Source organism: Paraburkholderia sp. 22098 (genome assembly GCF_052045935.1).
Classification (GTDB): Bacteria; Pseudomonadota; Gammaproteobacteria; order Burkholderiales; family Burkholderiaceae; genus Paraburkholderia; species Paraburkholderia caledonica.
Window position 1 is genome coordinate 204742 of the sequence record NZ_JBQEPV010000011.1, and the last position, 26031, is coordinate 230772.

Consider the following 26031-nt stretch of genomic DNA (forward strand, 5'->3'; position numbering starts at 1 on the left):
GCCGTGCAAGCCCGCAGCACTCTGCGGGGCCCGGAGAGAAATTCCGGGTTTGCCCGCGTTTAATTAGCGTCGTTTTGTATATAATATTTGAACTATGAACGACGCAACAGATGGTTTTCCCCTGGATGCCCCCGTACGCGCCCCGCTTCTTCCTGCAGCCGCGCCACGGGAGAGCACGTCCCGCGTAATCGCGGAGGCGCTGCGCGAGGCAATTATCGACGGCACGCTGGCGCCCGGTGCGCCGCTGCGCCAGGACGCGCTCGCCCGGCACTTTTCGGTTAGCGCAATCCCGGTGCGGGAGGCCTTGCGCCTGCTCGAGACCGAAGGCTGGGCGAAGGTCGCGGTGCACAAAGGGGCGACCGTCGCGCCCTTGTCCGCAGATGAAGCGCGTGAGATCTACGAGATCCGCTCCGCGTTGGAGAGCCTTGCCATCGGGCTGGCAATACCCAAACACACGGCGGCCACGCTGCGCGAATGCGCGGCGCTGTGCCGCGCGGCGGAGCGCGAGCCGGACCCGTCGCTATACGTAGCGCGCAATGCCGAATTCCACATGAGCCTGTATGCGCCGGCCGCGCGTCCTCAGCTCGAAGACCTGATCCGCGTGCTGCATCGGCGTGGCGAACGGTATCTGCGCCTGAAATTCGGTTTGCCTTCTTACAAGGGCGAATCCGACAATGAACACAGCGAATTGCTCGACGCCGTGCAACGGCGCGACGTGCCGGGCGCGCAAGCGCTCGTCGTTGCGCATCTGCTCGGCACGGGCGATCTGCTTCACCGTTTCCTGACCGAACGCGCGCAGGCGGAAGCCGCGCTCGCGAGCCGGCCCAAGCCGCGCGGCAGACCCCCGCGCATCACCACCGGGAGCTGATTGAGCCGATGAACCCATCCGCCGAAGCGTCATCCGCCGCACGTTCATGGACCACGCGCCGCGACGAAAAGAACCGCCGCCTTGCCGTTATCGCGCCATGGCTCGAAGACGGCGTCCTGCCGCCCAACCGCATCGTCGATGCTCTCGAAACGCTGATCCAGCCAGGCGACCGGGTCGCGCTCGAGGGCGACAACCAGAAGCAGGCGGATTTTCTGTCGCGCTCGCTGGCAAAGGTCGATCCGCAGAAGCTTCACGACGTGCATCTGCTCATATCGAGCATCAGCCGCCCCGAGCATCTGGCGCTGTTCGAACGGGGCATCGCGCATAAAGTGGATTTCTCGTTTGCGGGACCGCAGAGCTTGCGCGTCGCGCAACTGCTCGAAGACGGGCAACTGGAAATCGGCGCGATCTACACGTACGTCGAACTTTACGCACGCATGTTCGTGGACCTGACGCCGCACGTCGCACTGCTTTGCGCAGAAAAAGCGGACCGTCACGGCAATCTCTACACGGGCCCGAACACCGAAGACACACCGACTATCGCGGAGGCCGCCGCGTTTCGTCACGGCATCGTGATCGTGCAGGTCAACGAGATCGTCGATGAGTTGCCGCGCGTCGATATTCCAGGGTCGTGGGTCGACGTGGTCGTGCAGGCGGACCGGCCGTTCGCGGTGGAGCCGCTTTTTACGCGCGATCCGCGCCATATCGGCGACCTGCAGGTGCTGACCGCGATGATGGTGATACGCGGCATCTACGAACCGTACGGCGTGAGTTCTCTGAACCACGGCATTGGCTTCGATACCGCTGCGATCGAGTTGCTGCTCCCCACCTACGGCGAGTCGCTCGGCCTGAAGGGCAAGATCTGCCGCAACTGGACGCTCAATCCGCATCCCACGATGATCCCCGCGATCGAATCGGGCTGGGTCGAGAGCATCCATTGCTTCGGCAGCGAAGTCGGCATGGAGTCGTATATCGAGGCGCGTCCGGACGTGTTCTTCACCGGCAACGACGGCACGCTGCGCTCGAACCGCGTGCTGTGCCAACTGGCCGGGCAATACGGTGTCGATCTCTTCATCGGCTCGACGTTGCAGATCGACGCGGACGCCAATTCATCCACGGTGACGCGCGGACGTCTCGCCGGCTTCGGCGGAGCGCCGAATATGGGCCACGATCCGCGCGGCCGCCGTCATTCCAGCGAAGCGTGGCTCAAGCTTCTGAAGGATCAGGGGCCCGTGTCGCGCGGTCAGAAACTCGTCGTGCAACTCGCGGAGACATACAAGAAAGGCGGCGAGCCGACCTTCGTCGACGAACTGGATGCCGTCGCCGTGGGCGCGAAAAACGGCATGCCGATCGCACCGGTCATGATCTATGGCGACGACGTAAGCCATGTCGTCACCGAAGAAGGCATCGCGCATTTGCACAAGGCCGAAGGCATCGACGAACGGCGCGCCGCGATCGCCGCCGTGGCCGGCGTAACGCCGATCGGCTTGCGTGCGAAGCCCGAGAAAACCGCCGAACTTCGCCGGCGCGGCATCGTCGCGTATCCGGAAGATCTCGGCATTCGTCGCGGTGAAGCGAAGCGCTCGCTGCTGGCCGCACGCAGCATCGACGATCTGGTCACGTGGTCGGGCGGTTTGTATGCGCCGCCGGCTCGCTTCAGGAGCTGGTAATGAGAGCCGCTGCTGTCTTGTTCGAGCGCGATGAGCGTTCGCCCGCACAGGCCGCGCAAGCCGTGCAAGTCGGGCCCGCGCAGTTGCCGGCCGCTCGCGTCAGCAAGTCTTTCCAGAACCTGCTCACCGACGCGGAACTCGCCCATTACGCCGTGACAGCGTTAATCGACGAAGCCGAGCTCACGCCGAAGCCCGCGCTCGTCGATCGGCGCGGCAGCGGCGCGCATCGCGACTTGGACCTTGCGATCATGCGCCGCTCGGCGCAAGCGCTCGAACCGACGTTTGACGCGCTAGCGCGTACGGCGCGCCGCCGCGGCGAACCGTCGGCGCTGTTGCGCACTGAACTCGCGCAGATCGGCCGCGCGGGCGAGCAGGACATGCTGCGCGCGACAGGCGGCAGCAACGCTCATCGCGGCGCAATCTGGATTGTCGGGCTGCTGGTCGCGGGCGCGTCTTTGCAGCAGACCGCGGGCCGCCTCGACGCATCGAACATCTGCCAACGCGCGGCGCAGATCGCCTGCTTCCCCGACCGCTTTGCCGCTGCCACCGACAGTCACGGAGAGCGCGTGCGTCAGCGCTATCAGGTCGGCGGCGCACGCCGCGAAGCGCAAGAAGGCTTTCCGCATGTGATCGGCACGGGCTTGCCCGCGTTGATCGCGGCGCGCGAGCGCGGCATCGCCGAAGACGCCGCGCGCGTCGACGCCCTGCTCTCGATCATGGCTTCGCTCGACGACACCTGCCTGCTGCATCGCGCCGGTCTCGACGGCTTGCATGCCGGACAGCGCGGCGCGCAGCGCGTGCTGCAAGCCGGTGGCAGCTGGACACGCGAAGGCCAGATCGCGCTCGCCGCACTCGAACAGCAACTGCTGTCGCTCAACGCATCGCCCGGCGGCGCAGCCGACCTGCTCGCCGCCACCCTCTTTCTCGACATGCTGGCGCATCACGACGCCAGCGGGAGCTGAGCCACATGGAACATCTGACCTTCGACTATCCGGCGCAACGCGCCGTCACGACCCGCGCGCATGTCGGCGTGGTCGGCTCGGGCGATCTGGAAGTGCTGCTCGCCCCCGCCGATAAAGCCAACGCGCTGACCGCGCATGTCGTCGTGCGCACGAGCGTGGACGGCTACAGTCATATCTGGAAGAGCGTGCTCGACCGCTTCTTCACTCGCTACGACGGCGCCGCGCAAATCGAAATCAACGACTTCGGTGCGACGCCGGGTGTCGTGGCGTTGCGGCTCGCCGAAGCCGTCGAGGCCGCCGAACAGGGAGACGACGCATGAGCACGCTTGCAAGCACGCATGCCGCACCGCTGCTGCGCGACAGCTTCATCGAACTGCCCGCTCGCGAGCGCGCCCGCTCGCTGCTCGATCCGGGCACCTTTAGCGAATTGCTCGGCCCATTCGACAGGATCGAGTCGCCCTGGCTGCCGCTGCAAGGCGTCGTTTGCCAGGCGGACGACGGCTGCGTGATCGCGCGCGGCACGATCGACGGCGAGCCCGCCGTGATCGCCGCGATCGAATCGGCGTTCCAGGGCGGCAGCATCGGCGAAGTGTCGGGCAGCAAGATCGCCGCCGCGCTCGAACTGGCGCTGCGCGATTGCGAGCGCGGCAAGATCGTGCGGCCGGTCGTGCTGTTCGAAACCGGCGGTGTGCGCCTTCAGGAAGCCAACCTGGGCCTTGCTGTAATCGCCGAGATGCAGGCGGCGATCGTTGCGCTGCGTCGTCATGTGCCGGTGGTCGGCGTGATCGCCGGCATGGTCGGCTGCTTCGGCGGCATGTCGCTCGCGGCAGCGCTGTGTTCGTACCTCGTCGTGACGAAACAGGGCCGCCTCGGTATGAACGGGCCCGAGGTGATCGAACAGGAAGCCGGCATCGAAGAGCTGGATGCAAGCGACCGGCGCCGCGTGTGGCAACTGATCGGCGGAGAACAGCGCGCGGCGACGGCGCTCGCCGATAGCCTCGTCGACGACGACGCCGAGGCCGTGCGCGCCGCCGTGCGTTCCGCGTTCGCGCTCGGCGTGCCGGCAGCGCACCGAAGCGAACAGGTCGACGTGTTCTTGCAACGGCTTGCGCGGATCGACCCGGCCAGCGTGACGCCGGAAAGCATGCGCGAGGTTTATTCGACAAAGCAAAACGACAATCAGCCGCGCAAGGAGCAAGCATGAGCGACACCCAACTGAGCCGCGGCGCGCGCTGGTTCCACGCGCTCGCCGGCGATTCCCGCAGCGCGGCGCCGGTGTGGAGCGGCGATGCGCCGCTCGGCGACGAGACCGCGCGCTTCATCACCGTCGTGCCCGATCCCGCCAACCGCTTTCCGCGCGCGACCGACAACGTGGTCGGTCTCGAACAAGGTTGGCAACTTGCACGAGCGGTCCGCGAAACAATCGCGGCGGATGCGGCGAGCAGCACGCGCCGCCCTATCGTCGCAATCGTCGATGTGAAAAGCCAGGCGTATGGCTATCGCGAGGAAATGCTCGGCATTCACCTCGCGTGCGCCGCCGCAGTCGACGCATATGCATCGGCTCGCGATGCGGGACATCCGGTTATCGCGCTGATCGTCGGACCGGCGATGTCGGGCGCGTTCCTCGCACATGGCTACCAGGCCAATCGCATCGTCGCGCTCGATGCACCGGGCACGATGGTCCATGCGATGGGCAAGGAAGCCGCCGCACGCGTCACCCGACGCACGGTCGAAGCACTCGACGCACTCGGCGAAACCATCGTGCCGATGTCGTACTCGATGGCCTCGTTTGCGAAGCTCGGACTGCTCGATCAGCTGATAGAAGGCATCGACGCGGATGCACCTGACGCCGCGCAAATCAGGCGCGTACAGCAGGTGTTGTGCGAACAGATCAGCAGCGCACGCACGGGCAGCCGGAATCTGTCGCGGCGGCTGGAATCGGCGGCCGCACAGAAGAACCGCGCGGCGTCTATCGAAGTGCGGCGGCGGCTCGCCGAACAATGGGATGCCGTGTGATGCGTGTCTGTGCCGCGCCGCCCTTCGCCGCGCAGTCCGCTGCGCCATGCGCCGGGTCGTCTGATACACGTTGGCGGCCGCACGACCTGCTGCACTTACGGCGTCTCGCTACGTTCGAAGGCGAACCGGCATGGGTCCGCGACGCTTTCGAGCGCGCGCCGTATGCCGTCGTGCGGCGTGCGCTCACCGCGCTGGGCGTCGTTGCAGTCGGCGTGCGCGGCGCACAGCGCTCGCAGCGGTACGGCACGTGGGTGGCATCGGCGGAGATCGTCGAAGCAATCGCGCCCGAAGCGCTCGTGCGGAACGAGCCGCTCGCGGCGCGCGCCACATTGCCCGCCTTTGTCGCGCTCGCCGCGTTGCAGCGGGACCCGGCCAGTGCATTGAATCGACTCGTATGGGGTCCCACCGGAAGCGCGGGTTTCGAACTGGCAACGCGGAGAAACACGGTGTCGGAATCGAGCGACCTGGATCTTTTGATTCGGACACCCGAACGACTCTCTCGCGATTGCGCCGCAGACTTGCGGGACCGGTTCGACGCGCTCTCGCGACAAACCGGCATTCGCATCGACGCGCAGCTGGAAACGCCCGCAGGCGGTGTCGCACTCGCCGAGTGGGCCGCGGGCAAACCACGCGTAATGGCGCGCCACGCAAGCGGTCCGCAACTGCTTGCCGATCCGTGGGCCGTCGTTCAGCCGACTGACGTCTGATGCTCGCGCTGATCTTCCCGGGACAGGGTGCGCAGACCGACGGCTTCCTGCATCGCCTGCCGCCACATCCCGCCGTGCATTCGACGCTCGACGAGGCTTCTAATGTACTCGGCATCGACGTTCTCTCGCTCGACACACCCGACGCATTGCGCTCGACCGTTGCCGTGCAGTGTGGTCTGACCGTGGCAGGGGTGGCCCTCGCCCGCGCGCTGGCCGATGAAGGGCTGACGCCCGAGATGAGCGCCGGGCTGTCGGTGGGCGCGTACCCGGCGGCGGTGACCTGCGGCGCGCTCGCCTTTCACGACGCATTGACGATGGTTCGCCGTCGCGCCGAACTGATGGAGGCCGCGTACCCATCGGGCTACGGTCTCGCGGCAGTGTCGGGGCTGACGGAGCACCAGCTCGCAACGCTCGCCGCCCAGCATGCCGACGCGGGCGAGCAGCCCGTCTACATCGGCAATGTGAACGCGCCGCGGCAGATCGTCATGGCGGGTGCGAACGCCGCGTTGGACAGCTTCCTCGCCCGCGCGTTGGCTGCGGGGGCACGCAAGGCGACGCGCCTTGCGGTCAGCGTGCCTTCACATTGCGAACTGCTCGCGAACGCAAGCAACGAACTGTCGGCCTACGCACGTACCCTTCACTTCAGCGCGCCGCAAAGCATCTACATCGGCAATCGCGGCGGGCGCCCCTTATACACGGCTGACGCGATTCGCGACGACCTTGCGACCAACATGCGCTACACCGTGCGATGGTTCGACGCGCTCACCGTCATGCAGGAAATGGGCATGCGCGTCGCGATAGAGGCGCCGCCCGGCCAGGTGTTGACCGACATCACCCGCGAACACTATCCCGACGTCGCCGCGCTTGCGGCCAGCACGCTTCCGCTCGAACGACTGACGGCGACAGCACAGCGGCGCCTCGAAACCAGATAGGCACGCCGCGCCTCACCGGCGCTTTTCGGCGCTTCACGGGCGCTTCTCGATCAACTGCCGCCCCATCGCTTTCGCATACCCATCGCAGGCATTGCGCGCAACGCGTGCCGCTGCAAGCACGCCGACGTCGGAGTCGTCGCGGTAGTACATCGCCACGTTGATGGGCGGCGGCAGCGGACGCACCTGCAACTGCCCCAACTCTCCGCTCGTTAGATACGGCTCGACAAAAAGCGCGGGCACAGCCGCGATGCCGAAGCCGTCGCGCAATAGTTTGACGATGACCGCCACCGACGGCATGCACGTCACCTGCGTATCGGCGAGCGGTACGCCCGCGCGCGTGGCCAGCGTGTGCACGATGGCCTCCACCGCGATTTGCGGCGCCGTGCCGCGACCGAACGTGAGTACCGGTTTGCGCAGCAGCGCCCCGACATGCTTCGCACGGCTCGCGGGAATCAGGTCGCTCCGAGCAATCCAGCGCACCGGATAACTGGCCAGCAGCGCCGACACAATCGATGTCTCGCGCTCGCCCGCTTCTTCCACCTGGATCACGAGATCGAGTTCGCCCGCGCGCAGGCGAGGTCCGAGCACGGCGCTCGAATCGACAGTCAGGTCCACGACTATGCGGTGGTACTCCAGGTTCAGCATGCGAATGTAGTCGGGCAACCAGCTATGCACGACCGTCTCGATCACGCCGAGCCGCAGCCGGGTCGCCAACTGCGTTTCGTCCTGTGCGGCCAGTTGCAGCGAACGCGTGGCCTGCACCACCGAGCGCGCGTGAGCAAGCAGCCGCTCGCCATTTGCAGTGAGCTTGAATTCGGGTGCATCGCGTTCGATCAATTCGACGCCGAGCTCCGACTCCAGCGTCTTGATACGCAGTGAAATCGCGGCGGGCGTTGCGTGCATCGCCGCCGCCGTCGCACGAAAACTGCCGAGCCTGGCGAGCGTCAGGAATGTTTCGACGAAGCGGGTATTCATTGCATCTGGTCTCGCAATAGAGCGGATGAACAGGCGGCATGATCGCCGTAAAGCGGCACTTCCGCCGTTAAGTTTAATTTAACGGAACGGAAGAAAAACTCGCTGGATGGATATTTTTGACGTTACTACTCTGGAACGCATCAGAAGGTCAGTCCGTTAAATCCGAAGCGAGCCGTTCATGTCCTACACGCCATCCGAATTTCGTCAGCAGATACGCAGCGGCCGTCTGTCGGGCCCCACTGCAGGCGTTTGCGGCGACTACGCGCAAGCCAATCTCGCCATTCTTCCGCAGCAATACGCCGCCGATTTTCTGCGTTTCTGCACGCTCAATCCGAAGGCGTGTCCATTGCTGGGGATCGGCGAGACGGGCCAATGGCGCGTGCCGTCGCTCGGCGCCGACCTCGATATTCGTAACGACGTTCCTGCGTTTTATGTGTATCGCCACGGCGAGCGCGCCGAAGAAGTGCACAGCCTCAACGAACTCTGGCGCGACGACCTGGTGGTGTTCGCAATCGGCTGCTCGTTTTCATTCGAAGAAATGCTGCGTCGCGAAGGCATTGGTCTGCGTCATATCGAACAACAGGTCAATGTGCCGATGTATCGCACACGCGAACGCAATGTGCCCGCAGGCGTGTTCGGCGGCAACCGCGTCGTCTCGATGCGCCCACTGAAAGCCGCCGACGCAATCCGCGCGATTCAGATCACGAGCCGCTTTCCCGCCGTGCATGGCGCGCCCGTGCACATCGGCGACCCGTCGCTGATCGGCATTCGCGATTTAGGCCGGCCCGATTTCGGCGATGCAGTCGAAGTGCGCAGCGACGAACTGCCGGTATTCTGGGCATGCGGCGTCACACCACAAGCCGCCATAGAGAGCGCGCGCCTGCCGTTCGCGATCGCGCACAAACCGGGACACATGCTCGTCACCGACATTCCCAACGCCTCGCTCGCCGTCATCTAGCGCGGCGCCATTTCATCCGCAAGCCGCGCGCAAGACGCGGCCCATCACGACGACCGGAGTTCAAGCATGGAAACCAAAGCGCAGTTAACCGCGGACGCCGAGCGCTACGACGACTCCGTCGCGGCGAAAGGCCCATTTGCGTGGTATCGGCAGATCTCCGCTGCCGAGAAGCGCGCGTTCTGGAGTTGCAAGATCGGCTACGTGCTCGATGCAATGGATACTCAATTCCTGAGCTTCGTGATTCCGACGCTGATCGCGACATGGGGCATCACGCGCGGCGATGCCGGACTGATCGGCACGGTCACGCTGCTGAGTTCGGCGGTCGGCGGCTGGGCGGCAGGCGTGCTGTCCGATCGCATCGGCCGCGTGAAGACCTTGCAGATCACGATTCTGTGGTTCGCGATTTTTACGCTGGCCTGCGCGCTTGCGCAGAACTTCTCGCAACTGCTGTGGGCGCGCGGATTGATGGGGCTGGGTTTCGGCGGCGAATGGACCGCGGGCGCCGTGCTGATCGGCGAAGTGATCCGCGCGCGCGACCGCGGCAAGGCGGTGGGACTCGTGCAGGCTGGTTGGGCGATCGGCTGGGGCGTGTCGACATTGCTCTTCATGGCCGTGTTCTCGCTCGTCCCCGCCGATTACGCGTGGCGTGTGCTGTTCGCAATCGGCATTGCGCCGGCGCCGTTCGTGATCTGGATCCGCCGCTTCGTCGAAGAGCCGGAGGTGCATCGGCGGCAAAAAGAAGCTCAGGATGCGGCTCAGGCGCGTCCTTCGATGCTCGACATTTTCCGCGGCGATATTGTCTGGACGACGCTGCGTGCATCCATTCTCGCGACCGGCGTGCAAGGCGGCTACTACGCGGTGACCACGTGGCTGCCGACGTATCTGAAAACCGAGCGGCACTTGAGCGTGATCGGCACCGGCAGCTATCTCGGCGTCGTGATCGTCGGATCGTATTGCGGCTATCTGACGGGCGCCTATGTCAGCGACCGTATTGGCCGCAAGCGCGCGTTCATCGCGTTCGCTGTCGCCTCATGCGCGATTGCGTCGATTTACACGCAGCTTCCGCTGGATAATCTGTCGATGCTCGTGCTCGGTTTCCCGCTCGGATTTTGCGCATCGGGCATTTTCTCGGGCATGGGCGCGTTTTTGACCGAGTTGTTTCCGACGCGGATTCGCGGTTCGGGCCAGGGGTTCTGCTACAACTTCGGTCGAGCTATCGGCGCGACGTTTCCATTCCTGATCGGCTACGTGTCGCAGACGATGACGCTTGGACACGCAATCGGCGCATTCGCGGCGGCAGCCTACGGGATTGTGATTCTCGCCGCGCTTACTCTGCCGGAAACGCGCGGGCAGGCGCTGAGGGAGTGAGGGACGCGGCGGGTCTGGCGCGTTTCGATGGGCCGCTGAGGTTGCTGTTCGACGCCAGCGGCTCTCTCACGCCGCCGGCCACCGCTGATGCCTGCTCATGCCTGCTCACGCCTGGTCGGGCGCGCGTCCTATCACGTGCGAATCCGATGCGCCTGAAGGCTCGGTCTGCCCGCGCTCGCGTCCCGACGTGACGACCGCGCCGGTGCCGCCAGGTCGCCGCACCGACTTTGCATGCCGTTCGATCAGCCGTTGCAGCAAACAGAAAGCGCAAAGCAGCGCGCCGATCACGATGCGGGTCCACCAGGAACTGAGTGTGCCGTCGAACGTAATCAACGTCTGAATCGTGCCGAGAATGCCGACGCCGAACAGCGAACCGACCACATAGCCGACACCGCCTGTCAGCAGCGTTCCGCCGATCACGGTTGCCGCGATGGCGTCGAGTTCCATCCCTTGCCCTTGCAGGCCGTAGCCGGACAACACGTAAAACGTGAAAACCGCCCCGCCGAGCGCCGAGCAGAAGCCGCTCAGCGCATACACGCCGATGCGCGTATGCGCGACCGGCAGCCCCATCAGCAAAGCGGAGCGCGCATTGCCGCCTACCGCGTACACGTTGCGGCCAAAACGCGTGAAGTGAGCGACGTAGATCGCCCCGAGCAGCGCGACGAATGCGATCAGCACGTTCGCCGTCACAGAGCCGATGCCGATGTCGAGCCGGAATGCCGAGATGGCGTGGAAGGTCGGGTCCGTAATCGTGATGGACTGCGTGGTTATCAGGAAACACAAGCCGCGCGCGAAGAACATGCCGGCGAGCGTCACGATAAAAGCCTGCAGTCGAAAGAAATGAATCAGCGCGCCCTGCACGGCGCCAAATACGGTGCCCATCACCAGAACGATCGGCACGATTACCCACACCGATAAGTGATAGCGTTCCGACAATACCGCTTCGACGATAGTGGTGAGCGCAACCACGGAACCCACCGACAGGTCGATGCCGCCGGACACGATCACGAAAGTCATGCCGATCGCAACGATCAGCAAAAAGGCGTTGTCGACAAGCAGATCGAGCAGCACCTGCCACGAGAAGAAACCGGTGTACATCACGGAACCAAAGCCGAACAGCGCGCAGAACAGCAGGATTGTGACCGCGATCGGCAATGTGCGCGGATCGACAATATGCGCCCACGCAGAGAAGAATCGTCTCATCGTGCCACCCCGCGTTGCTTGATCATCTGCAAGCCAACCGACATTGCGAGTGCGCGCGCGGCCGGCGACTGGATTACGCTAACCGTGAGCACTACCGCTGCCTTTACGACCAACGTAGCTTCGGGCGGCACACCGATCGAATACGTCGTGTAGGTCAGCGTCTGGATGATCAGTGCGCCGAGCACCGTGCCGGCGAAACTGAAGCGGCCGCCGAGCAGCGACGTGCCGCCGAGCGTGACGGCGAGAATAGCGTCGAGTTCCAGCAGAAGGCCGGCGTTGTTGCCGTCGGCGCTACGCACGTTCGAACTGATCAGGATGCCCGCCATCGCCGCGGTCAGTCCGGAGAAGCCGTACACCGCGAAAACGAGCGCTTTCGAGCGCAAGCCGACGAGGCGCGTCGCAACAGGATTCACACCGATCGCGCGGATAAAGAGCCCGAGCGCCGTTCCCTCGACGAGCGCCGCTGTCGCCAGCACGGCGATCGTCGCGATCCACACCGAGCACGGCACACCCAGCCAGTACCCGCCGCCGACGAACAGATAGCCGGGCGCGCCGATCGGAATGATCTGCCCGGCCGTCAACAACTGTGCGATGCCGCGACCTGCGACCATCAGAATCAACGTCGCAATGATCGGCTGCATGCCGACAAAGGACACGAGCAAACCGTTCCACATGCCGCTCAACACACCGACGATCAGCGCCGCAAGCAACGCCTGCGCGATCAGGCTGCCGGTCGGCACAGGTTGCGTCGCGAGTATCGTCGCCGCGGCGGCGCCAGCGATTGCGACGACCGCGCCCACCGAAATGTCGATGCCGCGCGTCGCGATAACGAGCGTCATGCCGGTCGCGACCAGCACGAGCGGTGCGGCGCGGTTCAACACGTCGATCGGCGCGCCGAACAGATGGCCATCGAGCATGCGCAGCGACAGGAAGTGCGGATTGACCCAGAGGTTCAACGCGCACAACAACGCCAGTGTCACGCACGGCCAGATCAACGGACGCTCGACGCCGTCACGCGCGAGCCAGTTCGATAGCTTCATTCGCCGCTCCCCGCGATGAGTCGGTAGATATTGTCTTCATTCGACGCCTTACCCTCGACTTCAGCGATCTTGCGGCGGTCGCGCAAGACGACCACGCGATGACTGACGCGCAGCACTTCGCTGATCTCGGACGAAATGAACAGAATGCTCAGACCGTTTGCGCACAACGCAAGCAGACGGTCCATGATGTCGAACTTCGCGGCGACATCGATGCCGCGCGTGGGTTCGTCGAGAATCAGGAGTTTCGGATCGGTGGCGAGCCAGCGCGCAAGCAGCGCTTTCTGCTGGTTGCCACCCGACAGAAGCCCGATAGGCTGCTCAGCGTCCGAGGCCTTGATGCCGAGCCGTTCGATCCACAAGTCGGCCAGTTCGCGCGCGCGTTGACGGCTGATTTTGCGCCACCATCCACGTCTTGCCTGCAATGCCAGCAGGATGTTCTCGCGAATCGACAGGTCCGCGACGATGCCCTCTTTCTTGCGGTCTTCCGCGCAATACGCAATGCCGTGACGCACCGCATCGTGCGGCGAGCGCAGCCGTACAGGTTTGCCGTCCACGAGCATCGTGCCGCTATCGGCGCGATCCGCGCCGAACAACAGCCGCGCCGTCTCGGTGCGGCCGGAACCGAGCAGTCCGGCGAGCCCGAGTATCTGACCGCGCTCGACATTCAGGTCGATCGGCTGCAAGGTGCCGCGCTTGCCCACGCCGCGCAATTCGATAAACGCCGACGCTGCCCGCTCGCCTCGTTCCGTTCCGCCCGGAGCGGACGCTTCATGCGCGGCTTCGCGAAGGCGCTCGCTCATGCGCTCGTGACCGACCATCTTCGCAACCAGTTGATCGGCCGACAGATTCCGCGCGAGGTATTCGCCCTCGCGTTCGCCGTTGCGCATGACGGTAATGCGATCGGAAATGGCATACGTCTGCTCGATAAAGTGCGTGACGAACAGAATCGCAATTCCAGATTGCTTAAGATGCCGAAGTATTTTGAAGAGCTGTGCGACCTCGCTGTCGTCGAGACTCGACGTGGGTTCGTCGAGTATGAGCACGCGTGCATCGACGGAAAGCGCTCTGGCGATCGCCACCATCTGCTGCACTGCGATGGGATAGGCGTCCAGCGAGCGCGTCACGTCGAGCGAGATATCGAGGCGTGCGAGTGCAGCTTGCGCGCGGCGTTTGATGTCCGGCCAATCGATTGCGCCGAACCGCCGCGGCTGCCGGCCGGCGAAAATGTTTTCGGCGACCGACAGGTTCGGGCACAGATTCACTTCCTGATACAGCGTGCGCACGCCCGCTGCCTCGGCTTCCTGCGGCGAAGCGAAGGCCACGACTTCGCCCGCGAGCCTGATCGTCCCGGTGTCGGGTGCGATCACGCCCGTGAGCACATTGATCAGGGTGGACTTGCCGGCTCCGTTCTGCCCCATCAGCGTGTGAACTTCACCGGGGAATAATCGGAAATCGACGCGTTGGAGCGCCTTGACGCCAGGGAACGTCTTGCTAACACCGGTGGTGGCAAGAATCGGCTCGCAGGGGTCCACGTCGCCGTCGACTGCAACGGTAGCTGCAACGGACGGGGGCGTTCTCGTGGCCGGCGGATTCGGTTCGGAAGCGGGATGCGTCATAGACCTCGCTCGAGCGGCGGTGCGTTGGTGTCGTGGTGCCTTGGCGCGTCGTGCCTGTGTTGCCGTCGTTGCGGCAAGCCCCAGCATCGGGTGAAAAGAGACCGTCCGCTGCCCAAGCAATCGGACGGTCAGGCACCGCTGGAGAAACTTTTGAAGCTCGATTACAGCTTCCTCTGCTAATGCCAGTGCTGGATTAACCGTTATGGCATACAGGCAAATAGAGAGGAAGACTAATTACTTTTCCTAGTACTTTCGCGTTGGCAACGTCTGCGCCGCAACGCTCATCGGGAAGACAGTTTCTTCGGTCAGGATGCGCTTCGGCAAAGGCTTGCCGGCCACCACATCCTTTACCGCCGACATGAGTTGCGGTCCGAGCAACGGGCTGCATTCCACGTCGACGTTCATCTTGCCGGCGGCCATCGCCTGGAAGCCGCCCTTGGTTGCATCAAACGAAACGACGATGACGTCCTTGCCTGGATGCATGCCCGCCTCTTCCATTGCCTGGATGGCACCGAGCGCCATATCGTCGTTATGCGCATAAACTACATTTATTTTATTTCCATAAGTTTTAATAAACGCTTCCATGACCTGCTTGCCGCCGGCCAACGTGAAGTCGCCGCTTTGCGACGCGATAACCTTGAACTTGGGATCGCTCTTGATCACTTCGATGAGGCCAGCGTGCCGGTCGTTCGCCGGCGCGGAACCTACAGTTCCCTGCAATTCAGCGATGTTGACCGGACCTTGCGCATCTTTATAGTGATCGGCGAGCCATTTCCCGCCGCGCCGGCCCTCTTCAAGGAAGTCAGAGCCGATCATCGTCACGTACAGCGAGGTGTCTTTGACGTCGACGTTGCGGTCAGTGAGAATCACAGGAATCTTCGCGGCCTTAGCCTCGCGCAGCACCGGTTCCCAGCCCGATTCGACGACCGGCGAGAAAGCGATGACGTCGACTTTCTGCGCAATATACGAACGGATCGCCTTGATCTGGTTTTCCTGCTTCTGCTGCGCGTCGGAGAACTTGAGTTTGATCTTGGCGTCGGCCGCAGCGGACTTCACCGACTCCGTGTTGGCGGTCCGCCATGCGCTTTCGGCGCCGACCTGGGCGAAACCCAGCGTGATCTGTTTGTCCTGCGCATAGGCGCCGGGCGTTGCCAGCGTCAGCGTACCGAAACCCGCGCACAGCGCGAGCGCGCCCAACGCACGACATGCGGCGCGTCGTGTATTCGCCATGACTGTCTCCTGATCGTTGTTGTGTAAGCGACCCCGTCGAATCCGCGCGGCCCTAAGTCCTGCGCGATGCGTGGATCGTGATGTAGCGTAGTGTGCCGGGCCCTAACAGTCCAATCATATGATTCGCGTCGGCAATATCAATTTTGATATAGGACGCGGACTTATGCGGAGACCGCGGGCGCGAAGCTGGCGGGCGCTAATCCGCTCATGGATCGGAGTGGCGGCAAAGCGGCCGGTGGTTTTTATGTGCTTACCTGCTGGGTGACACGCGCTTTGCTGCGTCCGGAAGTCGAACCTGCGATGAGGCGTTTATCCGCGCGACGACCGGCCCGCTTCCTCGCGGGGTGTGACCCATCGGAAGGTAAGGTTGATGCGCTCGCCTGTTACGCGCGGCTCTTTCGGCACCCGATGCCGCCATTCGGCCTGCGTCTCGCCCTTCATGACCAGCAGGCTGCCGCTTTTCAGCGAAAAAGACTGAACGGTGCCGGTCTTGTTATGCCGCAGGTCGAATGTGCGCGCCGCGCCCAGGCTGACCGATGCGATCACCGGCTGCGGCCCGAGCTCGCGCTCGCGGTCCGCATGCCATCCCATACTGTCGGTGCCGCTGCGATAGCGATTGAGCAGAACGCTATTGAACCGCGCATTGCTGGCCGCTTCGGCAGCGGTCTTGAGTTCCGCGACTGTGGGCGTCCACGGTTGCGGCAGATTGCGTATGCCGGAATAGACATACACCGCGTCGGGATCGCCCTGCCACGAGGTTAGCCGCGGCAGCGCGACGCGACCGCCGGGCGTACCCATCGTATCCTGCCGCCATTCGACTTCGGCTAGGAGTTGCGCAAGGCACTGCTCGGCTCTATCGGGCGCGAGCCAATCGGGATACCAGGCGACGTCAGGCGTCGGAAGGTCATCGAATAGGTCCGTCATATGGTTGCTTGAAACGAGTGCGGAGCGTGCGCAATGGAACGTTGACTATTATGGTGGCAAAGACGACCCGCCTGCTTTAGCGGCTTGCGGTTTCATTGGACTCGGCGGATGCCTCTATTGGCGCTTCTCATTGCGCTGCGATCGCGGCGTCACCTTCACTGGACCATTACGATGAATTTATCCGATCAGTCATTCGATCAGTTGTTTCGGGAAGCCCGGACGTACAGTGCCTGGCAGCAGAAACCCGTTGATGACGCATTGCTCGAGCAACTCGTCGAGTTCACGCTGCTCGGCCCGACGTCGGCCAATTGCAGTCCAGGACGGTTCGTCTTTGTAAAAAGCCCAGCTGCCAAGGAGAAGCTGCGGCCAGCGTTGTCCCCCGGTAACGTGGACAAGACGATGGCGGCGCCGGTGACGGTCATTGTCGGGATGGACATGGCATTTTATGAGCACCTGCCGAAGCTTTTCCCGCATGCCGATGCGCGTAGCTGGTTTGCCGGTAACGACAAGGCAATTGCCGACACGGCGTTTCGCAACTCGACGCTACAAGGCGGATACCTGATCCTTGCCGCTCGGGCGCTTGGTCTCGACGCCGGCCCAATGTCGGGCTTCGACGCAACCCAAGTCGACGAGACGTTCTTCGCCGGCACGACGATCCGGTCGAACTTCCTGGTCAATCTCGGTTACGGTGATGCGTCGAAACTGTTTCCGCGCAGCCCCCGCTTGAGCTTTGCCGAGGCCGCGCGGATAGTCTGACGCACGCCGTTTCAGGTGAAGATTGCGATGTAAAACACGACGACGCCTATCACCGCGCCGACGAAGCAGAAATTTTCTACAGTTTCGTCGCCATTGGAGCGCAGCCAGGCGCCGACGACCCCGAACAGCCCCGCAATACCGAGCGCGACGCACAGCATTACGACACCGAATAGCGCGCTTTTGCCGACCTCGGAGAAGTCGATGTTGCGCACGCCAAGGTACAAACCCAACGCCATCAACGACAGGCCGACGAGAGGCAGCATCACATGACTGCCCTCGTATCCCACGTGATGAGTACGGCGCGCAGGCCCCCCGTGGTGAAAACGATGGCCTGATCCGAGCAGCTTCATGATCGCCTCCTGCCTCGCCTTTGTGGCGATAACGCCAACTGAATTCGACCGCTGTCGTGTCGATAGACGTTGCAGCGATTCTTTCCGCCAGCCGGCTTACTTTCAGAATAGTCCACGCCTACGCTTAATTCAAAGCCCATTTAATTAGGGTTATCAGCTTGCTGAGCCATGCTCATGGTGGATGGCTTTAGGCAAATGCCTTGTCGACACATGGCCTGCCTGCCGCTATCGCTGCGCTGCAGCGAAACACTCGACTGCGCGCGGACGCTTGTGCATTTCACGCGCCGGCACGCCGTTGCGCATGCCGGTAGAATAGCCAGCCAGTCGGTTACATCGCCGCAGCGACTGGCCAGCGCCGGCGCTTTATCCTTCCGGCCCCTACCCGCCCTCACGTTCTCTATGCGCCGCTCATCGTTCCTTGTACGCCTGATCCTGATTGGCATCCTGCTGCACATTTACGTCGGCTTCCGTTTGATACCGGACATGCCAGTCGGCATGACCGTCCGCACGCTGGCAGGCTTGTGGCTGGTGCTGTCGGTCCTGCTCATTCCGCTCGGCATGCTTGCACGCACGATCAAACAGCAACCGCTCGGGGACCGGCTCGCGTGGGTCGGCTTGCTGGCAATGGGCTTCTTCTCTTCGCTGCTGGTTCTCACATTTGCGCGCGACCTGGTGCTGGCCTCACTGATGACCGTGGACGCGATCTGGCCGGGCACAATCGCCCTCGCTCGTTGGCGGACCGGCACCGCGGCTGCCGTGCCGTTGCTTGCAATACTGTCGACACTGGTCGGCCTCTTCAATGCCCGCCGCCGCGCCCGCGTCGTGACGATCGACGTGCCGATCGAAGATCTGCCAGCCGCCCTCGATGGCTTCACGATTGTTCAGATCAGCGACATTCACGTGGGCCCGACCATCAAGCGCCGCTATGTGGACGCTATCGTCGACGCAGTGAATCATCTGAAGCCCGACCTCATTGCCGTGACAGGCGACGTAGTGGACGGCACGGTCCCACAATTGACTCATCACACACAGCCGCTCTCGCGCCTGAGTGCACGTCACGGCGCGTTCCTGGTTACTGGCAATCACGAGTATTACGCGGGAGCCAACGCGTGGATCGACGAATTCCGGCGCCTTGGACTCAACGTGCTACTCAACGAACACGTGATCGTCGAGCACGACGGCGCGCGCGCCGTCATTGCCGGCGTAACCGATTATTCGGCTGGCCATCATGATCCACTGCACCGCAGTGACCCGATGGCAGCGATCGCGGGTGCACCGGGCGACGTGCTGATCAAAGTGCTGCTCGCGCACCAGCCACGCTCCGCCGAAGCAGCCGCTGCAGCGGGCTTCACGCTGCAACTGTCGGGTCACACGCACGGCGGCCAGTTCTTCCCATGGAACTTCTTCGTGCGGATTCAGCAACCGTTCACCGCCGGCCTCGCACGCCTGAACGGATTGTGGGTATACACGAGCCGCGGCACCGGTTACTGGGGACCGCCGAAGCGCCTTGGCGCACCTTCGGAGATTACCCGTGTGCGCCTTGTGCCCGGCGTGCCGGACTAGGCGTCGCTCGAAGCGGCGTTCGTAAGCACATGCGTTGTTCGCTCGACGCAACACGCCGGCACATGAAAACGCTCATTACTGCAAGGGCGCGACCGCGACATTGATTTGCGGCGCGAACGCCACCGACACTTGCATGCCCGGCGTTACGTTCGCCAGCTTTGCCGGATCGCGGCCTTGAAGATGGAAGACTGAGCCGTTTGCGTCTTTCAACGCCATCACGCCGGAAGCATGGTCGATTGCCTGCACTTGAGCGCTTACGTTCTGTTCGGGGTTGGTCTGCCCGAGTGACGCAGCGGGAGCAGCGATTGCGCCTTCCCCGTTCGCACCATGCGTAACCCGGATCACAGCGGTACGCATCATACGGATATGTACCTTGCCGCCTTGACTGATTCGCGCCAGGTCTCGGCTATCCGTAATGTCGAACGACGCCTCACCGCCCTGCACGTCTCGCACAGTCACGGAATGCTTTGCGCGGTCGACAGATGTCACGACACCTTCCGCCTGCAGGGTACTGCTTCCTTCAAACGGAGCAGGCAAACCTGCGGCGAAGGACGCGAACGGGGCGGCGGCAATCAACGCGCCCGCAATGATGCCAAGAGCTTTAGTTTTCATACATTCCTCGACGACATGAACGGCAGAGAACGGCGGAGAACCAATGCGGTTCAGCGAACTGGCTATTTTTCCAGGCAGGCGTAACGATCTTGCGATGCCCAGACAAATACAAAACGTGCGGATAGTTTGTTTATCGTGATGACCGCCGTCAATATTTGGACTCCGTATTACTTTGTCGATTGGTCTGCGTTGATCGTCGAAATTTCCTGGTCGCTTTTGCCCGCGTGCGTTGTCTACATCTGGCTTACAACAGTTTCAGACAATGTTAATTCTGCATCCTGAATATGGACTGCCCCACCGGCATCGACTAAGCTTTGTCACCGCGTATTTTCCACATTCAACCATGGAGTCTCGATTATGGAACACGGCATCATTGCCTGGCTTGTCATCGGCGCGATCGCTGGCTGGCTGGCCGGCGTGCTCGTCAAAGGCGGCGGCTTCGGCCTTATCGTCGACATCATCGTCGGCATTGTGGGCGCGTTCATTGGCGGTTGGCTCGCCGGCGTGCTGCACATTTCGCTGGGTGGCGGCTGGATCGGCTCGATCATCACTGCTGTGATCGGCGCGGTCATCCTGCTGTTTATCATCCGCCTCGTTCGGCGCGGCGGCTAACGTAGCGCTTGTTGCACAAAGCTGGCGTCGGGGGCAACGTACACGACGCCAGCTTTGTCCTGGCTTAAGCAGCTGCCTGAGCCGCCGGCAACATCGACCCAGTGTCGCGTAGCCGCGCATGCCAGGCGAAAGCCTCTTCGAGCCGATGCGGTGTCTGACCTCCGGCTCGCAACGCATCCCGGTAATAGTCGCGAAGCAGCTCGCGATATTGCGGATGCACGCAGTTCTGAATAATGAGCGTGGCGCGCTCGCGCGGGGCGAGACCGCGCAGATCCGCTAAGCCCTGTTCGGTCACGACCACGTCCACGTCATGCTCGTTGTGGTCGCAGTGGGGAACCATCGGCACGACGCTGGAAACGCGACCGCCCTTCGCCGTCGACTTGGTCGCGAAGATCGCACACGACGCATTGCGTGCAAAGTCGCCCGATCCGCCGATGCCGTTCATCATATGCGTGCCGCCCACATGCGTTGAATTCACGTTGCCGTAGATGTCGAATTCGAGTGCGGTGTTCAATGCGATCAGTCCGAGCCGGCGAATCACTTCAGGATGGTTGCTCACTTCTTGTGGGCGCAACACGAGGCGGCTGCGGTAACGTTCGAGCTCGCCGAACACCTGCGCCTGACGCGCGGCAGATAACGTGATCGACGCGCCCGAGGCGAACGTAACTTTCCCTGCATCCAACAGGTCGAAAGTGGAATCCTGCAGCACCTCGGAGTAAATTTCGAACGCGTCGAAAGGCGCATCCACGAAGCCGGCCAAAACAGCGTTCGCGATCGTGCCTATGCCCGCCTGCAGCGGTGGCAAACGTCGCGGCATACGTCCGTGCGCAACTTCATGCTGGAAGAATTCGATCAGATGACCCGCTATCAGATTCGTCTCCGTGTCTGCGGGCAGCACTGTAGAAGGGCTATCTGGCTTGTCGGTTATAACGATCGCCGCGATTTTTTCGGCTGGAATTTCGATCGCCGGCGTGCCGATTCGATCGCGCGCATGAACGAGCGGGAGCGGGTCGCGATTCGGCCGGCGGCCTGGAATCCAGATGTCGTGCAGCCCCTCCAATGCGAGCGGCTGCGCCAGGTTGATTTCAACAATGACCTTATCGGCGAGTATCGCGAAACTTGCCGAGTTTCCCACCGATGTGGTCGGCACTATGCCGCCGCTTTCCGTGATAGCCACGGCCTCGATGATCGCGACATCGAGTTTGCCGAGCTGGTTGGCGCGCAGCATTTCGACCGTCTCCGAGAGATGCTGGTCGACGAACATCACCTCGCCGCGGTTGATTGCGTCGCGCAGCGTCTTGTCGACCTGAAACGGCAACCGGCGCGCCAGCACATGAGCCTCCGTGAGCATGCGGTCCACGTCATGGCCGAGCGACGCACCCGTCATTAAGGTGATGCGCAGCGGTTTGTCTGCGTGGCGAGCGCGCTCGGCCAATGCAAGCGGAACTGCTTTGGCGTCTCCCGCGCGCGTGAAGCCGCTCGCGCCCACGCGCATGCCGTCCTTAATTGCGAGTGCTGCGTCGGCGGCGGATGTAATCTTATTGCGCAGCGAATCGCAGCGAATCCGGTCTTCGTACATGAAACGGGTCCCTCCATGGTCAGCGATCGCTCTACCGGTGCGCGCGTCTGCGGTGCGCTTTGGTCGGCGGTCGACTTGTCGCGGTGGCCGCGGCGTCATCATCCATGCGTCGCGACACGCTCTCGAACGCGGCCTAATGCCGCTCGATTCTACTAGCTGCCGAAGTAAATGTTGCAGAAGCTCACAGGGCCGACACACTCGTCGGCGTTGTTCGCAGGCGCGACAGCCGGCTTGGCCGGGGCAACGCTATCGTTGCTTTGGACAATCGCCTGCGGCGCCTGCTGTTGCGGGGCGACCTGCGGCGTTTGTGCATGAGCGACAGCGGCAAACAAAGAGCACACGGCCAGGACAATCTTCAATTTCATTTCGTTCTCCAGGACTAACGGTTACTGCGTGACTACGATGAAACTATATGGCCGCTGTATGTGCGAATAAACGGGGCTGCCCAGAAGTGACCTTTCCATCCGGCGGAAAGATCGCGCGTGACGCAGACGCCTACTTTCGTCAGCGCGATGCAAAAGGCGCATCTTTGTCCAGCAAAGCTGTGCGGATGAAATGAAGGCAACTGAGAATGCGCTGTACGTCGTGACGTTTGCCGGGATCTGTGCGAACCGCAGCCAACAAGTCCTGAGCGATCCAGATAGCCGAGCGAACCGCTACGAAGGCGCCGTCCAAAGTTCGCGCGTCGGGCCGCTCGAACAGCTGCGCGAGACGATCGAGCACGGCTTCGACAGCCGGACGCCAACGCGGATCGAGCGGTTGCAGATAATAGGCATGGCTCACTTCGTTGCGCAGATCGATTACGGCGTGGCCCACTTCGAGCGTCGCCAGCATCCAGCGCAACGCGTGACGGCGGCGCCGTGACCGCCGCGTCAGCAGTAGACGCAATTGCGAAGCGAGGTCGTGAGTGCTCGACTGAAAACGTTGGTTGAGTTCCGGCCGCTGGTCTTTGCATGCGAGCACAGCTTGCGCCCGCAGATCGCCTATGATTCGTTCGATGAGCCACCGCATATCGGCGGGAAAGACCGTGGCGAGGACAATGGCGGCCAGAAACATCGATGCTGTGAGCGCAACGCCGTTGTTGATGAGCAGGTCAGGTTCGAAGACCACGACGTTATCCGGCGCAGCGAGTAGACAGAAGAACACCGAAAAGCCGACGCCGAGCCCCGCTGTCCGCTTCCGCGTCGCCAGATACGCGCCCGTGGCCAACACGGGCGCAAGCATTACGCAGAGAAGTGGAAAGCCGTCGATGTTCGGGTACACATAGCAGGTGAATGCGTAACCAACCAGGGTCGCCAATGCGGAACCGAGTCCCATCTGCACAGCCATGTTTGTAGGGTCCGGCGCGGTCGACGTCAGCGCGCAAGCGAGCGCTGCGCCAATCACAGCAAGGCCGCCGCTCGGCCAGCCGGTCCCAATCCAGAAGCAGGCGGCGATGCCCATCACCGTAGCTGAGCGGATAAACGTGAAGGCAACCACATAACCGTTCGTTATGCTGACGTAGTGGTTTGCGCTGCGTTCTTGTGGACGATCTTCGCGCCGGGCAAGCGCGCTGTAAGTGTCCGAGTACTTCGCGCATTCATCGACAAAGCGGTATAGCAGTTCTGCTGCTGTGTCGAAATCCGCCAGCAATTCTGCCGACGCCTCGTGCAACTGTCCTCTTATCTGCCGGACATGCCGCGGAAGCGCCGTCTGAAATTGGCGTAGTCGGGCGCTCACATGCGATACATCGACAGATGCGTCACGCTGCAATGTGAGCAGTGCCGCCAGTTCACGAAGGCAAGGGTCGATAGTGGCCATTGTTGCGGACGCGTTGCCGGCGTGAGAGCGCTTGAGCAACTGATGCAGCGCATGCAGACGCGCGCAGGCATCCATGAACTCGCTGTTCAGACGGCCGAGGCGATGACTGCGCAAGCGCATCGCCGGATCTTCAAAGGCGGCGAAGATGCGCGTTGCTTCAAACCCAACGATTTCGTCGACGAGAGCCGCGAAACGCCGCTCGAACGCGCTGCGACTGACTTGGCGCGAAAGCACGTCGGCCGCGAACGCAGTAAAATTACAGTACCGGAGTTCCAGTGCCCGCAGTAGCGCAAGGCTCGAGCGCTGAGGCACGATCAACGCACTTACCGCGCTTGAGCACACGATCCCAACCGTCACTTCGGCTGCGCGCGTAAGCGCCGCGAGGAAAAGATCGTGCGGAGCCGCGACGGTCGGAATGCCGATCAGCGCCGCCGTGTAACCCGCGAGAACAAAGCCGTACCATCTGAAATGCCGATACCGGACTGCCGCTGCGATACACGCGCTGATCCAGATGGTCATGCCGAGCATGTGCAACTCAGCCTGCTGGACGAACAACGCGCCGAGCGTCAGCGCTGCCATCGCGCCCACCGCCGTTCCGACAATTCGATAGAAGCTCTTCGCGAGCACCATCCCGCTGAACGGTTGCATGAGCACGAACACGGTGCTCATGGCAATACGCGGTTGGGGCAAATCCAGCACCATTGCTATGCCTAGTGCCAGCAATCCTGCGGTGACCGTCTTCAGTAGGTGCAGCCAGACGAGTCCGTCCGTACTCACCCAGTCGCGAAAGCCTGGGCTCAAATCGCGCAATAACGCGTGCCACTTTTCAATGGAATCTGAGGTTGGGCTGATCGCATGTTGGCGTTTCATTGGAAGGCAATGCGCCTGGGCTTATCGCGGAAGAAAGCGCCGGTTCATGTGGACACCGGCGAGCAAGGCGCCGATTGTAGAAGCATGCGATGTCCGCATTAACGGGCCGGCCGCGGAACGTCCCTTCCAGAAGAAACAACAATGAGCTGATCAGTCGAGCGGACAATACGTCTTCAGCGATGAAATAGAAGGTTTGATGGATACGTTACAAAACATGCGGGTGTTCTCGCGCGTAGTGGAAGCCGGCAGTTTTACCGCTGCCGCGCAGTCCTTCAATTCGACGACTGGCGCGATGTCGCGAGCAGTGTCCGAACTCGAGGCACATCTGCGTACACGCTTGTTGAACCGTTCGACGCGCCGTCTCGCGCTGACTACCGCCGGCGAGCGCTATCTGAAGCGATGTCAGCAAATACTTGCCGACGTCGATACCGCCGAAGAAGAAGCCAGCGGCGCGCATGAGCGCCCGAGCGGCCCGCTTCGCATGCATAGCTTTGCGAGCATTGGACAACACTACGTGCTGCCGGCCATCGCACACTATCGCGCGCTTTATCCCGAAGTGACCGTTGAGTTGACACTGTCGCAGCGCATACCGGATCTTTTCGAAGGCAGCGCGGATGTGGCGGTGATTGGCGCTTCTGCGCTACCCGATTCCGACCTTGTCTCGTTCCCGCTTGGTACGACGTTCAGCATACTTTGCGCATCGCCCGCGTATGTTGAAGCGCGCGGTGCGCCCGAACGACCTGCCGATCTCGCACATCACGAGTGCCTGATCTTGCATACGCCTGCGTTTGCGCCGCACGAGTGGGTTCTCGACGGCCCCAACGGCAGCGAGATGATGGAAGTCGACGGTCCTGTGCAGGTGAATATTGCGGAGTCGTTAATCGTCGCGATCCAGGAAGGCATGGGAATTGGTATGGTGCCGCTTTACGCTGCCATCGCCGGATTGAGGGATGGCACGTTGGTGCGGGTATTGCCGGACTACACGCTGCAGAAGATGAACGTTTATGCGCTGTATCCGTCCCGGAAGTTCATCGACGCGAAGACGAGGACGTGGGTCGAGTTTTTGCGCACGCATTTGCCGAAAGTAATCGCGCGCGATGAGGCGTTGTTGGCCGACATGCGTCAAATGGATAGCGCAGTGGGCGCGCTGCCGGGAGTCGTTGCGGGATTGGCTGAAGGAATCACGAAGTAATAAGCTAGCGGCGGCGAAGCTATCTGGAGTCGGCAGGCAGTGAGGCTGTAAGGTGGCCTCGCTGTTTTACCGCCACGTTTTACCACCGCGTAAACGCAGAAACCCCACCTTTGTGGGGTGGGGTTTCTGATGCTGCTGGGGAGCCTGACGATTACCTACTTTCACACGGGCAATCCGCACTATCATCGGCGTGGAGTCGTTTCACGGTCCTGTTCGGGATGGGAAGGG

25 protein-coding genes and 1 rRNA gene are annotated in these 26031 nt (G+C 62.6%); 14 read left to right on the forward strand and 12 right to left on the reverse strand.

What is annotated here, in order from left to right; all coding sequences use genetic code 11:
• The first annotated feature begins 94 nt into the window (after positions 1-94).
• Genes ACTJLB_RS23395 through mdcH form a run of 8 tightly spaced genes read left to right on the forward strand, consistent with a single transcriptional unit; the run spans position 95 to position 7155 of the window.
• Positions 95-868 (forward strand): GntR family transcriptional regulator, encoded by a 774-nt coding sequence (locus ACTJLB_RS23395; protein WP_440784594.1) that lies wholly within the window; start codon positions 95-97, stop codon positions 866-868.
• Between the two features lie 8 nt (positions 869-876).
• Positions 877-2538, forward strand: coding sequence for a malonate decarboxylase subunit alpha (gene mdcA, locus ACTJLB_RS23400; RefSeq protein ID WP_310071554.1), 1662 nt, complete (start codon positions 877-879; stop codon positions 2536-2538).
• Positions 2538-3500 carry a triphosphoribosyl-dephospho-CoA synthase gene (locus tag ACTJLB_RS23405; protein ID WP_440784595.1) on the forward strand — a complete coding sequence of 321 codons (963 nt, stop codon included), beginning with the start codon at positions 2538-2540 and terminating at the stop codon, positions 3498-3500. Before mdcA ends, ACTJLB_RS23405 begins: the two co-directional genes overlap by 1 nt.
• 5 nt (positions 3501-3505) lie before the next feature.
• The gene (locus ACTJLB_RS23410; RefSeq protein ID WP_408131151.1) at positions 3506-3820 is read left to right on the forward strand and encodes a malonate decarboxylase subunit delta; all 315 of its coding nucleotides are present in this window, start codon (positions 3506-3508) and stop codon (positions 3818-3820) included.
• The gene (locus ACTJLB_RS23415) at positions 3817-4704 is read left to right on the forward strand and encodes a biotin-independent malonate decarboxylase subunit beta (protein ID WP_440784596.1); all 888 of its coding nucleotides are present in this window, start codon (positions 3817-3819) and stop codon (positions 4702-4704) included. Before ACTJLB_RS23410 ends, ACTJLB_RS23415 begins: the two co-directional genes overlap by 4 nt.
• Positions 4701-5516, forward strand: a complete 816-nt coding sequence (mdcE, locus tag ACTJLB_RS23420; protein WP_087754520.1) for a biotin-independent malonate decarboxylase subunit gamma — start codon at positions 4701-4703, stop codon at positions 5514-5516. Before ACTJLB_RS23415 ends, mdcE begins: the two co-directional genes overlap by 4 nt.
• A complete protein-coding gene (locus tag ACTJLB_RS23425; RefSeq protein ID WP_440784597.1) occupies positions 5516-6223 on the forward strand; it encodes a malonate decarboxylase holo-ACP synthase in 708 nt (235 codons plus the stop codon). The genes mdcE and ACTJLB_RS23425 overlap by 1 nt, the downstream gene beginning before the upstream one ends.
• Positions 6223-7155, forward strand: coding sequence for a malonate decarboxylase subunit epsilon (gene mdcH, locus ACTJLB_RS23430; RefSeq protein WP_440784598.1), 933 nt, complete (start codon positions 6223-6225; stop codon positions 7153-7155). The genes ACTJLB_RS23425 and mdcH overlap by 1 nt, the downstream gene beginning before the upstream one ends.
• 33 nt (positions 7156-7188) lie before the next feature.
• Here the strand turns inward: mdcH and ACTJLB_RS23435 are convergent, their stop codons facing one another.
• A complete protein-coding gene (locus tag ACTJLB_RS23435) occupies positions 7189-8130 on the reverse strand; it encodes a LysR family transcriptional regulator (protein WP_440784599.1) in 942 nt (313 codons plus the stop codon).
• 178 nt (positions 8131-8308) lie between these two features.
• Here ACTJLB_RS23435 and ACTJLB_RS23440 point away from each other — a divergent pair, with 178 nt between their 5' ends.
• On the forward strand, positions 8309-9088 hold the full coding sequence (locus ACTJLB_RS23440) for a putative hydro-lyase (protein ID WP_310071573.1): 780 nt from the start codon (positions 8309-8311) through the stop codon (positions 9086-9088).
• A gap of 66 nt (positions 9089-9154) precedes the next feature.
• Positions 9155-10456 (forward strand): MFS transporter, encoded by a 1302-nt coding sequence (locus ACTJLB_RS23445; protein ID WP_020070289.1) that lies wholly within the window; start codon positions 9155-9157, stop codon positions 10454-10456.
• 105 nt (positions 10457-10561) lie between these two features.
• On the opposite strand, the gene yjfF is transcribed toward ACTJLB_RS23445, so the two are convergent.
• From yjfF to ACTJLB_RS23470, 5 genes are all read right to left on the reverse strand, one after another.
• Complete coding sequence (yjfF, locus tag ACTJLB_RS23450; RefSeq protein WP_440784600.1) at positions 10562-11659, reverse strand: galactofuranose ABC transporter, permease protein YjfF; 1098 nt, start codon at positions 11657-11659, stop codon at positions 10562-10564.
• Entirely contained in the window at positions 11656-12699 is a 1044-nt protein-coding gene (locus ACTJLB_RS23455; protein ID WP_440784601.1) for an ABC transporter permease, read from the reverse strand. The genes yjfF and ACTJLB_RS23455 overlap by 4 nt, the downstream gene beginning before the upstream one ends.
• Positions 12696-14315: a sugar ABC transporter ATP-binding protein gene (locus ACTJLB_RS23460; RefSeq protein WP_440784602.1), complete on the reverse strand. Its 1620-nt coding sequence runs from the start codon at positions 14313-14315 to the stop codon at positions 12696-12698. Before ACTJLB_RS23460 ends, ACTJLB_RS23455 begins: the two co-directional genes overlap by 4 nt.
• Positions 14316-14558: 243 nt before the next feature.
• Positions 14559-15545, reverse strand: coding sequence for an ABC transporter substrate-binding protein (locus tag ACTJLB_RS23465; RefSeq protein WP_020070285.1), 987 nt, complete (start codon positions 15543-15545; stop codon positions 14559-14561).
• Positions 15546-15854: 309 nt separating this feature from the next.
• Entirely contained in the window at positions 15855-16469 is a 615-nt protein-coding gene (locus tag ACTJLB_RS23470; protein WP_440784604.1) for an alpha-ketoglutarate-dependent dioxygenase AlkB family protein, read from the reverse strand.
• Between the two features lie 171 nt (positions 16470-16640).
• On the opposite strand from ACTJLB_RS23470, the gene ACTJLB_RS23475 reads away from it, so the two are divergent.
• Positions 16641-17225: a malonic semialdehyde reductase gene (locus tag ACTJLB_RS23475; protein ID WP_440784606.1), complete on the forward strand. Its 585-nt coding sequence runs from the start codon at positions 16641-16643 to the stop codon at positions 17223-17225.
• An 11-nt stretch (positions 17226-17236) separates the two neighbouring features.
• On the opposite strand, the gene ACTJLB_RS23480 is transcribed toward ACTJLB_RS23475, so the two are convergent.
• Positions 17237-17575, reverse strand: a complete 339-nt coding sequence (locus ACTJLB_RS23480; protein ID WP_027780272.1) for a hypothetical protein — start codon at positions 17573-17575, stop codon at positions 17237-17239.
• Positions 17576-17974: 399 nt separating this feature from the next.
• On the opposite strand from ACTJLB_RS23480, the gene ACTJLB_RS23485 reads away from it, so the two are divergent.
• Positions 17975-19138 (forward strand): metallophosphoesterase, encoded by a 1164-nt coding sequence (locus tag ACTJLB_RS23485; protein WP_020070281.1) that lies wholly within the window; start codon positions 17975-17977, stop codon positions 19136-19138.
• Positions 19139-19213: 75 nt separating this feature from the next.
• Here the strand turns inward: ACTJLB_RS23485 and ACTJLB_RS23490 are convergent, their stop codons facing one another.
• Positions 19214-19750 (reverse strand): hypothetical protein, encoded by a 537-nt coding sequence (locus ACTJLB_RS23490; protein ID WP_440784609.1) that lies wholly within the window; start codon positions 19748-19750, stop codon positions 19214-19216.
• A 357-nt stretch (positions 19751-20107) separates the two neighbouring features.
• Here ACTJLB_RS23490 and ACTJLB_RS23495 point away from each other — a divergent pair, with 357 nt between their 5' ends.
• On the forward strand, positions 20108-20362 hold the full coding sequence (locus tag ACTJLB_RS23495) for a GlsB/YeaQ/YmgE family stress response membrane protein (protein WP_020070279.1): 255 nt from the start codon (positions 20108-20110) through the stop codon (positions 20360-20362).
• A gap of 64 nt (positions 20363-20426) precedes the next feature.
• Here ACTJLB_RS23495 and ACTJLB_RS23500 read toward each other — a convergent pair whose 3' ends face one another.
• The 3 genes from ACTJLB_RS23500 to ACTJLB_RS23510 all read right to left on the reverse strand — a co-directional run bounded on the left by ACTJLB_RS23500 (position 20427) and on the right by ACTJLB_RS23510 (position 24611).
• Positions 20427-21941, reverse strand: a complete 1515-nt coding sequence (locus ACTJLB_RS23500) for an acetyl-CoA hydrolase/transferase family protein (RefSeq protein WP_131317651.1) — start codon at positions 21939-21941, stop codon at positions 20427-20429.
• A 152-nt stretch (positions 21942-22093) separates the two neighbouring features.
• Positions 22094-22306 (reverse strand): hypothetical protein, encoded by a 213-nt coding sequence (locus ACTJLB_RS23505; protein ID WP_310071593.1) that lies wholly within the window; start codon positions 22304-22306, stop codon positions 22094-22096.
• A gap of 139 nt (positions 22307-22445) precedes the next feature.
• Entirely contained in the window at positions 22446-24611 is a 2166-nt protein-coding gene (locus ACTJLB_RS23510; RefSeq protein ID WP_440784610.1) for an FUSC family protein, read from the reverse strand.
• Positions 24612-24807: 196 nt separating this feature from the next.
• Between ACTJLB_RS23510 and ACTJLB_RS23515 the strand changes: the two genes are divergently transcribed.
• Positions 24808-25803 carry a LysR family transcriptional regulator gene (locus ACTJLB_RS23515; RefSeq protein ID WP_440784611.1) on the forward strand — a complete coding sequence of 332 codons (996 nt, stop codon included), beginning with the start codon at positions 24808-24810 and terminating at the stop codon, positions 25801-25803.
• Between the two features lie 142 nt (positions 25804-25945).
• On the opposite strand, the gene rrf is transcribed toward ACTJLB_RS23515, so the two are convergent.
• Positions 25946-26031, reverse strand: a 5S ribosomal RNA gene (rrf, locus tag ACTJLB_RS23520); the annotation flags it as partial.